General features: G+C 64.8%; 11 protein-coding genes. 9 read left to right on the top strand and 2 right to left on the bottom strand.

All coding sequences use genetic code 11. The features are described 5' to 3' along the window. Positions 1 to 25 precede the first annotated feature (25 nt). From hisG to WBP06_RS05855, 8 genes are all read left to right on the top strand, one after another. Entirely contained in the window at positions 26 to 682 is a 657-nt protein-coding gene (hisG, locus tag WBP06_RS05890) for an ATP phosphoribosyltransferase (protein ID WP_395332784.1), read from the top strand. Next, on the top strand, positions 682 to 1,971 hold the full coding sequence (hisD, locus tag WBP06_RS05885; RefSeq protein WP_395332782.1) for a histidinol dehydrogenase: 1,290 nt from the start codon (positions 682 to 684) through the stop codon (positions 1,969 to 1,971). The genes hisG and hisD overlap by 1 nt, the downstream gene beginning before the upstream one ends. Then, positions 1,968 to 2,423 carry a transcription antitermination factor NusB gene (gene nusB / locus WBP06_RS05880; RefSeq protein ID WP_395332780.1) on the top strand — a complete coding sequence of 152 codons (456 nt, stop codon included), beginning with the start codon at positions 1,968 to 1,970 and terminating at the stop codon, positions 2,421 to 2,423. The genes hisD and nusB overlap by 4 nt, the downstream gene beginning before the upstream one ends. A 70-nt stretch (positions 2,424 to 2,493) precedes the next feature. After that, positions 2,494 to 3,453 (top strand): thiamine-phosphate kinase, encoded by a 960-nt coding sequence (gene thiL / locus WBP06_RS05875; protein WP_395332778.1) that lies wholly within the window; start codon positions 2,494 to 2,496, stop codon positions 3,451 to 3,453. A 204-nt stretch (positions 3,454 to 3,657) separates the two neighbouring features. Next, entirely contained in the window at positions 3,658 to 4,029 is a 372-nt protein-coding gene (locus WBP06_RS05870; RefSeq protein ID WP_395332776.1) for a hypothetical protein, read from the top strand. 640 nt (positions 4,030 to 4,669) lie between these two features. After that, positions 4,670 to 6,763 carry a sodium-translocating pyrophosphatase gene (locus WBP06_RS05865; protein WP_395332774.1) on the top strand — a complete coding sequence of 698 codons (2,094 nt, stop codon included), beginning with the start codon at positions 4,670 to 4,672 and terminating at the stop codon, positions 6,761 to 6,763. A gap of 110 nt (positions 6,764 to 6,873) precedes the next feature. Beyond that, positions 6,874 to 8,037: a GNAT family N-acetyltransferase gene (locus WBP06_RS05860; RefSeq protein WP_395332772.1), complete on the top strand. Its 1,164-nt coding sequence runs from the start codon at positions 6,874 to 6,876 to the stop codon at positions 8,035 to 8,037. Then, a complete protein-coding gene (locus tag WBP06_RS05855; RefSeq protein ID WP_395332770.1) occupies positions 8,034 to 8,897 on the top strand; it encodes a transcriptional regulator in 864 nt (287 codons plus the stop codon). The genes WBP06_RS05860 and WBP06_RS05855 overlap by 4 nt, the downstream gene beginning before the upstream one ends. Positions 8,898 to 9,103: 206 nt before the next feature. On the opposite strand, the gene WBP06_RS05850 is transcribed toward WBP06_RS05855, so the two are convergent. Next, complete coding sequence (locus tag WBP06_RS05850; RefSeq protein ID WP_395332768.1) at positions 9,104 to 11,800, bottom strand: M1 family metallopeptidase; 2,697 nt, start codon at positions 11,798 to 11,800, stop codon at positions 9,104 to 9,106. 212 nt (positions 11,801 to 12,012) lie between these two features. Here WBP06_RS05850 and WBP06_RS05845 point away from each other — a divergent pair, with 212 nt between their 5' ends. After that, positions 12,013 to 12,687: a hypothetical protein gene (locus tag WBP06_RS05845; protein WP_395332766.1), complete on the top strand. Its 675-nt coding sequence runs from the start codon at positions 12,013 to 12,015 to the stop codon at positions 12,685 to 12,687. Positions 12,688 to 12,703: 16 nt separating this feature from the next. Here the strand turns inward: WBP06_RS05845 and uvrC are convergent, their stop codons facing one another. After that, positions 12,704 to 14,665: an excinuclease ABC subunit UvrC gene (gene uvrC / locus WBP06_RS05840; RefSeq protein WP_395332764.1), complete on the bottom strand. Its 1,962-nt coding sequence runs from the start codon at positions 14,663 to 14,665 to the stop codon at positions 12,704 to 12,706. Positions 14,666 to 14,716 lie beyond the last annotated feature (51 nt).

Here is a 14,716-nt window from a genome sequence, read left to right as displayed (position 1 = left end):
GTCACTTGCCGCCTATGCGCGCACCATGCCGACAACCTTGACCTTTGCCGTGCCCAAGGGCCGAATCCTCGACGAAGCACTGCCGCTGATGAAACGTGCCGGTGTGGTGCCCGAGGCGGAGTTCCACGACAAGAAGTCTCGCACCCTTTCTTTCGCGTGCGAGAACAGCGACATGCGCCTGATCCGCGTGCGCGCTTTCGACGTGGCGACTTTCGTGGCGCATGGCGCAGCGCAAGTGGGCATCGTGGGTTCGGACGTGGTGGAGGAATTCGCCTATCCCGACCTTTACGCCCCGGTTGACCTCAACATCGGCCATTGCCGCCTGTCGGTGGCAGAGCGCGAAGGCGAACAGGGCGGCGCGCTGCCCTCGCACTTGCGGGTGGCCAGCAAGTACCCGAACCTCACCCGCCGCCACTATGAAAAGCTGGGCGTGCAGGCCGAGGTCGTCAAGCTGAACGGCGCGATGGAACTGGCGCCCTCGCTGGGCCTGTCCAGCCGCATCGTCGATCTCGTATCGACCGGCCGCACGCTGAAGGAAAACGGCCTTGTGGAAACGAGCCGCATTCTCGACATTTCCGCGCGCCTCATCGTCAATCGCGCCGCATTGAAGACCGACGAGCGCGTGGCCGCGCTGGTCGACGCCTTCCGCGCGCTGGTGGCCGAGCAGAAGGCCGCCGCCTGATGCAACGCCTTTCCAGCAAGGATGCGGGTTTCGCCGAAGCGTTCCAGCGCGTCGTCGCGGACCGACGCGAGAGCGCAACGGATGTGGCACGCGACGTGGCCGATATCCTGGCCGCCGTGCGCGCGCGGGGTGACGCGGCGCTGGCCGACTACACCGCCCGCTTCGACGGCCACGACCTCGACCAGACCGGCTGGCGCATCGACGCCGAGACCTGCCGCGCGGCGTTCGAGGCCCTCTCGCCCGACCTGCGGAGCGCCCTAGAACTCGCAGCCGAGCGCATCCGCGCTTATCACGCCGCTCAGTTGCCCGAAAACCGCGACTATACCGATGCCGCCGGCGTGCGTCTTGGTGCAGTGTGGCGCGCAGTTGACGCCGCCGGGCTCTATGTTCCGGGTGGCCGCGCGGCCTATCCGTCCTCGATGCTGATGAATGCGATCCCCGCCAAGGTGGCAGGGGTCGAGCGTCTCGTCGTCGTCACGCCGACGCCCAAGGGCGAAGTCAATTCGCTCGTCCTCGCCGCCGCGCACCTTGCCGGCGTCGATGAGGTCTGGCGCGTGGGCGGCGCCCATGCGGTGGGCGCGCTGGCCTATGGCACCGACAGGATCGCCCCGGTGGACGTCATCACCGGCCCGGGCAATGCCTGGGTAGCCGAGGCCAAGCGCCAGCTCTACGGCGTCGTCGGCATCGACATGGTGGCCGGCCCCAGCGAAATCCTCGTCATCGCCGATGCCAAGAACGAACCGCGCCGCATCGCTGCCGACCTGTTGAGCCAGGCCGAGCACGATCCCACCTCGCAGTCAATCCTCATCACCGACGATGCGGCCTATGCGGATGCCGTTGCCGAAGCGGTGGAGATCGAACTTTCCGCCCTCTCCACAGAGGCGACCGCCCGCCAGTCGTGGAACGACTATGGCGTGATCGTCGTCGTCGAAAGCTTTGACGAGGCTCCGGCGCTGGCCGATGCCCTCGCCGCCGAACATGTCGAGATCGCCACCGACGATCCCGAAAGCCTGTTCCGCAAGATCCGCCATGCCGGATCGGTGTTCCTGGGCCGCATGACCCCCGAAGCGGTGGGCGATTACGTCGCCGGCCCCAACCACGTGCTGCCCACCGGGCGCCGCGCGCGGTTTGCATCGGGCCTTTCGGTCCTTGATTTCATGAAGCGCACCAGCTTCATCCAGCTCGACCAGGCGGCGCTGGAGGCCATTGGCCCCGCCGCCGTTGCCCTTGCCGATGCCGAAGGGCTTCCCGCGCACGCGCGCTCCATTTCCGTGAGACTTTCCCAATGAGCAAATCGCAGCCCAATTCGAAGCAGGCCCGCTCCGCCGCCCGCCTCGCCGCCGTTCAGGCCCTCTATCAGTTCGAGATGGAAGGCACGCAGCAGGCCATCCTGCTCGACGAATTCCACCGCCACCGGCTTGGCGCGGAAATCGACGAGGACCAGTACGCCAAGGCCGAAGTCGCCTTCTTCGATGACGTGGTGAAGGGCGTGATCGCCCGCCGTGACGAGATCGACGAACTGCTGTCTGGCAAGCTGGCCGAAGGCTGGACGCTGGTCCGTCTCGACAAGACCATGCTGCAGATCCTGCGCGCCGGCGCCTACGAACTGCTCGCCCGCGCGGACGTGCCCACGGGCGCGGCGATCGGCGAGTACCTCGACGTTGCGCACGCCTTCTTCGACGCGCGCGAGGCGAAGTTCGTCAACGGCGTGCTCGATGCCGTTGCCAAGGCCGTACGCTGAGCTTTTTTGCGCAGCATGACGGTGCACTCCTGATCTCGACAATGGGCCCTGCGGGGCCCATTGTTATATCATGACCCGCGAATTCGCCTTCATCGAAGCCCTGCGCGCCATCGCCGTCAGCCCGGCTGCGCGCGGCCTTGCGGACGATGCGGCGGTGCTGGAAATCGGCGGCGAAAAGCTCGTCCTGACCATGGACACGCTGGTCGAAGGCATCCACTTCCTCGCCGACGATCCCCCCGAAAGCATCGCCTGGAAGCTGGTGGCGGTGAACGCGTCGGACCTTGCCGCCAAAGGCGCCGAACCGCTCGGTTGCCTGAAATCCCACGCGCTGGGTGAGGATGAGTGGGACCGCGCGTTCCTGGGCGGCATGGAGCAGGCCTGCCGTCATTTCCACCTGCCCCTGCTGGGCGGAGACACTGTGCGCATGCCGCGCGGATCGGCGCGCAGCTTCTCGCTGACTGCCATCGGTCGCGGCCTTGAGGACGTGCCCGTGCCCACCCGCAGCGGTGCGCAAGCCGGCGACCTGGTTTGGTGCAGTGGCACGCTTGGCGATTCCGGCCTGGGCCTGGCCCTGCTGTCGGACCGGGTAAAGGACGTCAGCCCCGATCACGCCTGGCTGATCGACCGCTATCGCCGCCCGATGCCCGAACCGGCGCTGGGCGTGGCGCTTGCCCCGCTGACCAGCGCGATGATGGACGTATCGGACGGGCTGCTGATCGACGCGCGCCGCATGGCGGACGCCAGCGGCGTGGCCATTCATTTCGATGCCTCCGAAGTGCCGCTTTCGGACGCTTATTGCGCTGTCGCCGGAGACAACGTCGAACAACGCATCGCGGCGATGACGGCAGGCGACGACTACGTTCTGCTGTTCACCGCCCCGCCCGTGAACAGCGCCTACTTGCGCGCGGCAGCCAAGGGTCTCGATACGCAGATCCACGCCATCGGCACGGTTGCCGAGGGTAGCGGCATCGTTCTGGAGTGGAAGGGGGCGCCGATTTCCCTGCCGGATCGGCTGGGTTACCAGCATTAAACTGGAGCACGCACTTGCGCGGCGACGACGGCTCCTAGCAGTTGCCGTATTTAAGCTGCCGTTTCGGTTACGCCCCATTGCCGTCATTGAACATTCAGCTAATTTCGAGCTGTGCTGTACCGCAAGCCGTCACTGATACTCGTCGCCGTTGCACTGGTCGCCTCCGCTTGGATCGGCGCAATTTCGTACGTTCAACGAACGCGCGTGATCGAAGGAACGTGGATAGACCTTTTTGAAGGGTCGAGCTTCTTCGAAAATCAAACGGCCGCGGATGCCTGTGGGCCGCATTTCCACCGCGCACCTTGGCTGGCATACTATCCGTCTGAAGCCACGGCGGAGGGCGTAATGGTGAGTGCCAATCGACAATCAGGGGTGTTCATCAGTGAATATGGGCGCTACCCGGTGGCGGCTTATCACGTGAAGTTTGTTGGGCGGCGGAAGGTTTCTGAGTTCCTTGGATTGGGTACGCTTCTTGGCTTCGGATATGGTCATTTAGGCGCATTTGGATCAGAGTTTCAGGTGGAGCGGATGATGTCGATCCGCCCAATCCCCTACGTGCATTGTGATGTCCGGTAGCCACCCAAATCGGTCAACCCCGCTGCCCATCCCGGCGACGAAATACGAGCCTTTCACCATCGCGAGCAAATCGGGATTGTTCACAATGGCTACGTATATCGGATGCCGCTTGCTTTCTGCACTCTGGCTCGCGGTTGATCCGAATGGCAACAAGCCGTCGCATTTCCTCGTCCGCGAAAATCAGATCATGTGCTTCTTGGATTGATATCCCGAATTTCTCGCGAGTGCGCTTAACCAGTTCGACGAAATCGCGATTTTGAAAGTCCATGCACGCCTCCGGGTCAATCAAGGGTAGCGATATAGACCACTACGTCTGCTTCCCACCCAAAGTTGACCTCCCCACCCGCTCAGGCTGAGCTTGTCGAAGCCCCCAAGACTTGGCGCAAGGGTCCCCATCCTTCGACAGACTCTGGATGAGCGGGATGGGTGGAGCGAGGTCCGCTTTCCGGGCAGCGTACTTCGTTCGGGCGGGATACTCCCTCAGGCAAAATGCCTCTGCCCGACAAGTCCCACCCCGACAAAATCGACTTCGGACGAAGTCGCTTGCCAGTAATCCTCCTTGTCTATAGCCCTTTACGTCCAGAACGGGAAAACCCGTCGAAATAGCGAATGTTCGCATTGGGAAAAAAGGGGGCGTTTTGTGAATCCAGTCACGATCGCAATTATCCTGGGGCTTCTTGCCATTCTCTATGGCTTCATTACGAGCAGACAGGTCCTCGGCGCTCCGGCCGGGACCGACAAGATGCAGGAGATCGCCGCCGCCATTCAGGAAGGCGCGCAGGCGTACCTGAAGCGGCAATATTCGACGATCGCCGTGGTCGGCATCGTCGTCGCCATCATCATCTCGCTGACGCTGGGGCACATCTCCGCGATCGGTTTCGTCATCGGCGCGATCCTTTCGGGCGCGGCCGGGTTCATCGGCATGAACATTTCCGTCCGATCGAACGTGCGCACCGCTGCCGCCGCGCAGACCGGGCTGCAACCGGGCCTGACGCTGGCCTTCCGCGCAGGCGCCATCACCGGGATGCTCGTGGCCGGCCTGGCCTTGCTCGCGATCGCGGTGTTCTACTGGTATCTGACCGGCCCCGGCGGCCACACCGTCGGCGGAGAGGACCGCACCGTGGTGCAGGGCCTTACCGCGCTGGCCTTCGGCGCATCGCTCATTTCGATCTTCGCGCGCCTTGGCGGCGGCATCTTCACCAAGGCCGCTGACGTCGGCGCCGACCTTGTCGGCAAGGTGGAGGCCGGCATTCCCGAGGATGATCCACGCAATCCCGCCGTGATCGCAGACAACGTGGGCGATAACGTAGGCGACTGTGCCGGCATGGCCGCCGACCTGTTCGAAACCTACGTCGTCACCGTGGGCGCCACGATGGTACTAACCGCGCTGCTGATGAAGGGCATCGACAACCTTTCCGCCCTGATGTCGCTGCCGCTGCTGATCGGCGGCGTCTGCATCGTCACCTCCATCATCGGCACCTACTTCGTCCGCCTCGGCAATTCGAAGAACATCATGGGCGCCATGTACAAGGGCTTCCTGGTGACCGCGGTGCTGTCGATCCCGGCGATCTGGTGGGCGATCAGCTTCTCGCTGGGCGACATGAGCGCCGAAATCGGCACCACCGGATTTTTCGGCAGCACTTTGTTCTATTGCGCGCTGGTCGGTCTGGTCATCACCGGGCTGATCATCTGGATCACCGAATACTACACCGGCACCAACTATCGCCCGGTCCGCTCGATCGCCAAGGCATCGGAAACGGGCCATGGCACCAACGTGATCCAGGGCCTTGCCATCAGCCTTGAGGCGACCGCCCTGCCGACGCTGGTGATCGTGACCGGCATCATCGTCGCCTATCAGCTCGCCGGGCTTCTGGGCATTGCCTATGCGGCCACCGCCATGCTGGCACTGGCGGGCATGGTCGTCGCGCTCGATGCCTATGGCCCTGTCACCGACAATGCCGGCGGCATCGCCGAAATGGCGGGTCTCGACGACAGCGTGCGCGAAAAGACGGACGCGCTGGACGCGGTGGGCAACACCACCAAGGCGGTTACCAAGGGCTATGCCATCGGTTCCGCCGGCCTTGCCGCGCTGGTGCTGTTCGCCGCCTACACCACCGACTTGCGGGAGTTCTTCCCCGATCTCGACGTCGATTTCAGCCTTGAAAACCCTTATGTCATCGTCGGCCTGCTGCTGGGGGCGCTGTTGCCCTATCTGTTCGGGGCGATGGGCATGACGGCGGTGGGCCGCGCGGCCGGCGATGTGGTGGTGGACGTGCGTGAGCAGTTCAAGGCCAATCCCGGCATCATGACCTACGAATCCAAGCCGGACTATGCCCGAACGGTCGATCTGGTGACCAAGGCAGCGATCAAGGAGATGATCATCCCGTCGCTCCTGCCGGTGCTGGCGCCGATCGTCGTCTACTTCGTGATCGGCTTCGTCGCCGGCGTGGAAAACGGCTTCGCCGCGCTGGGCGCGTTGCTGCTGGGCGTGATCGTCGGCGGGCTGTTCGTCGCCCTCTCGATGACGTCGGGCGGCGGCGCGTGGGATAATGCCAAGAAGTACATCGAGGACGGCCATCACGGCGGCAAGGGATCCGAAGCCCACAAGGCCGCAGTGACGGGCGATACCGTGGGCGATCCCTACAAGGATACCGCCGGTCCGGCCGTCAACCCGATGATCAAGATCACCAATATCGTCGCCCTCCTGCTGCTGGCTGCGCTGGCCGCGGGTTGACGACGCTGATCTGCGACAAGGGCGTTGGCGGGAATTCCCCGTCGACGCCCTTCGTTTTTCCGGAGGGTCGTTAGCGTTTCCTTGAAACCAGGGCGCTACAGACAGGGTCCATGTTCAGTTCCTCCCCCCCGCTGCACGAGGACGGCATCGTCGATCCTGCCATGCCGGTCTCTGCCGGGGATGGAACGATCGCCTGTGTCCCATGGTCAGCGATGGTGCAGGAAGAAGCAGCGTGGGATGCCCTCTCCCGGCGGGCCAGCGAGCCCAATCCCTTTTGCGAAAGCTGGTACCTGCTGCCCTCGCTGCGCCACCTTGGCGGTTCCGAATGCGTAAGCATCCTGCGGTTTGAGCGGAATGGACGACTGACGGGCCTGCTGCCGATCGTTCGCAGCCGCAGCTATTATCGCTGGCCAATCCCCAATCTGTCCGGCTGGCTTCACGCCAATGCCTTCCTGGGCACGCCCCTGATCGAACGAGGAGCCGAACGTGCATTCTGGCGTGCCGTGCTCGCTTGGGCGGATGGCGCGTCCGGAGCGGCGTTGTTCCTGCATTTACGTGCCATGCCGCTGGACGGTCCGGTGCATCGCGGGCTGATCGCCGCGCTGGGTCCGCGCCTGTGTGCGACAGTGCATCGCGAGGAACGCGCCTTGCTCCAGTCCAGCCTTTCGCCCGACGGCTATCTGGAAGCCTCGCTCTCCGGCAAGAAGCGCAAGGAAATCCGTCGCCAGTGGAACCGGCTGGCCGAACTTGGTCATCTCGCGATCGAGCGGTGCCACGGCAACGATGGGCTCGATGACTGGATTCACCAGTTCCTGACGCTTGAAGCAGCCGGCTGGAAAGGCCGCGCCGGATCGGCGCTGGCCAGCGGCGAACCCACCGCTGCACTGTTCCGCGATGCATTGGCCGGCGCCGCCTTGCGCGGCCGGCTGGAACGGCTTGCCCTGACGCTGGACGGCAAGCCCGTGGCCATGCTGGCGACATTCCTTGCCCCGCCCGGCGCCTTTTCCTTCAAGACCGCGTTCGACGAGCGGTTCGCTCGCTTCTCACCCGGCGTCCTGCTTCAGCGCGAATATCTCGACATGCTCACCCGGCCGGAGATCGACTGGACCGACAGCTGCGCGGCGGAGGATCATCCGATGATCGACCATATCTGGCGCGAACGCCGCCAGGTCGGGCGGCTTTCCATCGCCATCGGCGGACGTCTGCGCCACGCCCTGTTTCGCCGTTTCGTCGCCGCCGAACTGGCGCGCAACCCCGCAGGACCCCGCACATGAACGCCCTTCCCCCTTCCAGTCGCCCCGTTTTCGACGATGCGGCGCGCGAAGCCTTCGTACAGGGCTATCCCGAAACGCCGCACAAGCTGGCGCACGGCCTGCGCAGCCATCCGTTGCTGGAACTGGAAGCACTGGCCCTGCTCGCCGAAACACTCCCTGCCCGCTCGGTCGAATACAATTTCGGCAACCAGCCGCTGGGCGTCGACGGCAAGCCCGCGCCCACCGGCATTCCCATCGGCCGCACCATCCGCGAGATCGAGACGACCAATTCGTGGGCAGTGATCAAAAATGTCGAGCAGCATCCGGACTACGCCCACTTGCTGGATGAGCTGCTTGCGGAATTGCGCCCTGTCGTAGAGCCGCGCACCGGGCGGATGATGAAGCTGCAGGGCTTCATCTTCGTCACGTCTGCCGGAGGCGTGACGCCCTATCACTTCGATCCCGAGCACAATATCCTGCTGCAAGTGCGCGGCCAAAAGGTGATGACCCAGTTCCCCGCCGGGGACGCCCGCTTCGCGCCGGACGAAGTGCACGAAACCTATCACACCGGCGGCGGGCGCGAACTCAAGTGGCGCGATGAATTGCTGGAAGGCGGCCGTGAGTTCGCGCTGCAATCGGGCGAAGCGGTCTTCGTGCCGGTGATGGCACCGCATTTCGTGAAGAACGGCGCCGAGCCGTCGATCTCGCTCTCGATCACCTGGCGGTCCGAATGGAGCTTTGCAGAGGCGGATGCCCGGGCGTTCAACGGCGTGCTGCGGAGGCTGGGCCTGAAGCCGAAAGCGCCGGGCCGTTGGCCGGCACGCAATCACGCCAAGGCCTTGGCTTGGCGGTTGCTGCGGAAGGTCGGGATCGGACTGTAACAGAGCGGTTCGATCTGCCATTCATAGCGACGGCTGAACACAAACGCCTCCCCATCACCGTCATCCCCGCGAGGGCGGGGATCCCGCTTGTTCCTGAGAGGTAGCCAGAAGGAAGCGGGGCCCCCGCCTTCGCGGGGGCGACGAGTTAAAGCTAGCGTTTAGGGTCGCAAAAATGGGGGAGAGCCGTACGCCCTCCCCTCCCTTAATCACTTCGCTGACTTCACCCACTTCGCCACCTGATCGCGCTGGCGCGGGCGATTGGCGATGCGTTCCTTCAGAGCGGTCAGCGCCTGCACCACCGGCTTTGCCTCATCGGCGGGAAGCGTCGCGGCATAGGCCTCCACCTTGGCGACCATCGCCGGATCGGTGCTGCCAGCCACGATACGGGCGAAGAAGCGCGCACGGCCCGAATGTTCGATCAGCGCGTCGACCTTCTGCTGATTGGCGCGCACGAAATCGAACGCCATTTCCGAATGCGAACGCGCGACCGAGGTGATGATCTGCGAGGCGCTGGTGGCATCGGGCGTGCCCGAAATCGCCAGTGCCAGCGCATCCTTGGCCAGTGCATCATCCTTGGCCTGGCCAAGGTTCGAGTAATACATCTGGCGCTCGACGAAGCTGGTCGCGCCAGCGGCCTGCTTGCGCAGCAATTCCCAATCGGCACGATTGGCGTTGGCCGCGGCGACCGCGAGCCAGGTGCCCTTCAGCGGACCATCAAGTGACTTGGGATCGGCAGCAAGGCCCTGAAGGCGGCGGCGCGCCTCTGCAACCACGCGCGGATCGCCCACGGAACCCAGCGTCTCGATCAGCTGCGCGCGCAGCTTGGTGTCCACCAGCGGCTCGCCGGCAGCCGGATCGAAGCCCAGCTTGTCGAGGCGCGGCGACCAGAGCTTCGAAATGCGGGCGCCCAGCACGGTGCGAGCGGGCTTGGCGGCATCACCGTCGAGCAGGCCATAGACGGACTGCCACTGCGCGGCGACCTTGCCGGCCAGCGTGGCATCGGCAGAGTTCGGGAAGGCAGCAAGGAAGTTGAGGCCGACGGACATGTCCTGATAGCCGGCCAGCGCCAGCGACAGATTGTCGCGCACAAGTCCGTACTGGTCGATCGGCGCGAACGAGGCGAATGCGCCCACCAATGCCTTGGCCGCCGGTGCCGAATAGAGCGTGCGGTAATAGCCAAGTTGCCCCGCGTTCACGAGCACCGGACCGCAGCCTTGCAGCGTCACGCTCTCATTACGGCCCGCCATCAAGTGACGCGCAGGCTCCGCGCTGCCCACGCGAACCAGCAAAGGCATCGGCCAGAGCGGCGCTTCGGCCGGGCGTGCCGCCGGATCCAGCGTGAAGGCGGCCTGCGTCAGATCGAGGCGCGTCTGCCCGGCGTTGCACGCCACCGTGTTGACGCGCAGCAACGGCACGCCGGGCGTATGGGTGAACGCTTCTGCAATGCGGTCCACGTCCTTGCCACCGGCATCTTCCATCGCCGCCCAGAGATCGCGGCTGGCGGTGTTCGAATAGGCGTGGCGCTTCATGTAAAGCTGCATGCCGTTGCGCCAGGTATCCGGCCCCACGTAGTCTTCCAGCATGGCGATGACCGCCTGCCCCTTCTGGTACGTGATCGAATCGAAGGCCTGTTCCATCTCCGAAACGGTGCGCACCTTCTGCACGACCGGGTGCGTGGTGGGCAGTGCGTCCAGCGCCATGGCGCCTTCGCGGCCGTCGATGCCGCCCAGCTTCCAGTTCCATTCGGGATGGAAGTGATCGGTGACCTTGTCGGCCATCCAGCTGGCGAAGCCCTCGTTCAGCCAGATGTCGTCCCACCAGCCCATCGTCACCAGATCGCCGAACCACTGGTGCGCGGTTTCATGCGCCTGCACCGAATAGATCGACTGCACGCCGTTGGGGCTGGTGGTGGCGGGATCGAGCAGCAGGATACGCTCGAACGTCATGATCGCGCCCCAGTTCTCCATCGCGCCGAAGAACTGCGAGGTGCCGGGCGCTGCAATGTTGTCCAGCTTGGGCAGCGGGAACTTCACGCCGAAGTAATCGTCGTACCACGGCAGAATCTGGGCAAGACCTTCGCGCGCGAAGTCCGCCTGCTTGCCGCTGCCGGTGGGGGCGACGATGCCCACTTCCACGCCATCGGCCGCCTTCTGGGCCGAGCGTTCGAAATCGCCCACGCCGAAGAACAGCAGATAAGAACTCATCTTCGGCGTGGTGCCGAAGGTTACGCGCTTCAAGCCGCCGGCCAGCACTTCCTGCCCCTTGATCGGCATGTTGCTCAGCGCCATGCGATCGGCCGGAACGATGGCCGAAAGGTCGAACGTGGCCTTGTAGCTGGGCTCGTCAAAGCTGGGGACGAAGCGGCGCGCGTCCGGCGCCTCGAACTGGGTGAACAGGCCGCGCACTTCCTTGCCGGTGCGCTTGTCCGGATAGTCGAGCGCGAAAAGGCCGGAGGGCTGCGTGCCGATCTTGCCCGAATAGGCGATGTCCAAACGGTACTGGCCCGGCGCGATGGACTTTGGCGCGGCGAAGCGCAGCGTCTGCGCCGCCTCGTCGGCGGTGGCGGTCAGCGAAACCGGCTTGCCGTCCCCGCCTACCAGGGCGGCATTCGCGACGGTCAGGCCGTTACCATGCAGCACCAGCGCATCGGTGGCGGAAAAGACGGTGACGTCGATCGACACCTTGCCGGTGAAAGTCAGCGCCTGCGCATCGGGCGTCACCTCGATGCGATAGTGCGTCGGGCGGGCATTGCGCGGCAGGTCGCTGGGTACGCTTTCGGCAAGCGGCGCGACAGCGGGGGCTGGTGCGGGCTGCGACGGCGCAGCGGCTGCGAAAGCGTGGGCGGAAACGGCAAAAGCGATCACGGCACCGGCCGTGGCAAGGGTACGCAAGGAAGAACGCATGGGGAGGAAAGCTCCGGGAAATCGGGTGGCCGTTGCGCGATCGGAACGTCGCGCCAGTCATGCGCGCGTCGTAGCCGGAAGTTCGCAACGGGACCACCCGCGCGCCATGTCGTTCGTCGATGCGAGTCGGCTGTTGGTATCGAATTGACGCAAGGACATTCGCCCCGATTTCTGCAATCCTATCAATATCGGGGTTCGACTCGGGGGATTGAATGTACGGGGCTGATCGTGGCGCGACGCGCGCCTTTGCCATCGCGTTGACGCTTGCCGGTGCCATGGTTTCGACACCGGGCGCGGCCAGGGACTATTCCGATCTCAACGACCTTGTCGGCATGCGCGCCAGTTCCGCGGAGCGCGAACTGGACGACCGCGGTTACCGTTACCAGACCGGTTACGATGGCGAGAAGAGTGCCCATGCCTTCTGGTGGAACGGCAAGCATGACCGCTGCGTTGCGGTGGTGACGCGCAACGGCCGCATCCGCTCCATCGACGATGCCACGGACAAGGATTGCGGCAAGAAATCGGGCTCCGGCGCGGGCACCGCCGTCGCCGTGGTGGCAGGCGCGGCCCTGATCGCGGCGCTGGCGGCGGCAGCCTCCCACAAGTCGAACGACAAGAAGACGACGGATGCCGGATCCAGCTCAGGCAGCGGCACCGGTGCGGCAAACGGCGCCGTTACCGTGTCCGACCTCAATGGCTGGCGCGCCTCCACCGCCGATACCGAACTGCGCAATCGCTGCTTCGCCAATGTCGACGCGTTCCAGAGCGGCAGTACGTCCTACACGATCTGGTATCGCCGGGATTCCGGGCAGTGCGTGCAGATGACGACCGCCGACGGCAAGGCCAGCGACGTGCGCGACATCGGCACGCACGCCAAGTGCAAGTAGGCGAGATCCGCCCTCCCTACCCGTTGGGGTGATAGAAATCGTAGATCGTCTGCGCCACCGCCGCACTGACGCCCGGCGCGCGCTGAAGGTCTTCCAGGCTGGCCGCCCTCACCTTCCCGGCCGTGCCGAAGTGGAGCAGCAGCGCGCGCTTGCGGGCCGGGCCGATGCCGGGAATTTCGTCCAGCGGGCTGGCGGTGATCGCGCGGCTGCGCTTCGCCCGGTGCGCGCCGATGACGAAGCGGTGCACCTCGTCCCGCAGGCGCTGGAGGTGGAACAGCAGCGGTGAGTTCACCGGCAGCATCTTCTCGCGCCCATCGGGGAAGTGGAACACTTCGCGCCCCTCGCGCCCGTGATGCGGGCCCTTGGCGATGGCGATCAGGTTCACGTCCTCGATCCCCAGCTCCTCCAGGGCATCGCGGACCGCGCTCATCTGCCCCTTGCCGCCATCGATCAGCACCAGGTCGGGCCAGGTGCCGCTTTCGCGCTCCGGGTCTTCCTCCTGCACGCGGCCGAAGCGGCGGGTCATGACTTCGCGCATCATCGCGAAGTCATCGTTGCTCTGGGCCTCACGAATGTTGAACTTGCGGTACTGGCTGGTCAAGAAGCCCTCCGGCCCCGCCACCACCATGGCGCCGACGGCCTTGGCCCCCTGAATGTGCGAGTTGTCGTAGACTTCCACGCGCTGCGGCAGGTCCGGCAGTTCCAGGAATTCGGCCATCTCGCGCCAGATCTTCGCCTGCGATCCGCGCTCCGCCATGCGGCGATCGAGCGCTTCCACGGCATTGCGCATGGCCTGTTCGATCAGCCGGCGGCGATTGCCGCGCTGGGGCACCGAAATCTCCACCTTCCCGCCCGCAAGTTCGCGGAACGCCTCTGCCATGAGTTCGGCCTCAGGCAGTTCACGATCGACCAGGATCGTGCGCGCGGGGGGCACTTCCTCATAGAACTGGGCCAGGAAGCTTTCGAAAACTTCCTCTTCGGACAAGCCCTCGGTGTGGGTGGGGAAGAAGGCGCGATGGCCCCAGTTCTGGCCGCCGCGAATGAAGAAGGCCTGGATGCCGACCTGCCCGTTCTTGCAGGCCATCGCGAAGATGTCCGCGCTGTCCATGCCCTCTGCATTGATCGCCTGGCTACCCTGAATGAAGGTAGCCGCGCGCAAGCGATCGCGCAGCATGGCCGCGCGTTCGAAGTCCAGCGCTTCCGCAGCTTCCGCCATCTGGCTTTCGATCTTCTTCTGCACCGCGCCGGACCTGCCGCCCAGGAAGTCCTTCGCCTCACGCACCAGTTCGGCATAGCCAGCCTCGTCGATGCGGCCGACACAGGGCGCGGAGCAGCGCTTGATCTGATAGAGCAAGCAGGGCCGATCGCGCCGGGAGAAGAAACTGTCGGTGCAACTGCGCAGCAAAAACAGCTTTTGCAGCGCGTTGATCGTGGTGTTCACCGAACCGGCACTGGCGAAGGGGCCATAATAGTTGCCCTTCATCTTGCGCGCGCCGCGGTGTTTCATGATGCGCGGAAAATCGTGATCGGCGCGCAGCAGGATGAAGGGGAACGACTTGTCGTCACGCAACAGCACATTGTAGGCCGGGCGAAAGCGCTTGATCAGCTGCGCTTCCAGCAGCAGCGCCTCCGCCTCGGAATTGGTGGTGACGATGGTCATGCTGCGCGTCTGGCTGACCATGCGCTGCAGACGGATCGGCAGACGCTCCCACTGCGTATAGTTCGCCACGCGATTGCGCAGTACCCGCGCCTTGCCGACGTAGAGCACATCCCCACGCGCGTCCTGCATCCGGTAGACGCCGGGCTTGGCGGGCAGCGTGCGCACGACCTCGCGGATCGCCTCCACACCTTGCTGGAGATCGGGCTGGTCTGAACCGCGCAAGGTCGACGTCGCATGCTCCTCGTTGAAGCGTGCGGTGCCCTTGGGGTGTTCGGGAGTTCCGGCAGGTGTTCGCGCCATCACCGCCAGATAGGACATCGCGGCCGGATCGGGTAGACCCGGCCGCGATCAATCCAGAGTCTGTTTTGA

Origin of the sequence: Novosphingobium mississippiense (assembly GCF_044029535.1) — a bacterium.
In the GTDB taxonomy this organism is placed as follows: Bacteria; Pseudomonadota; Alphaproteobacteria; order Sphingomonadales; family Sphingomonadaceae; genus Novosphingobium.
This window is presented reverse-complemented; position numbering and strand designations above follow the sequence as displayed.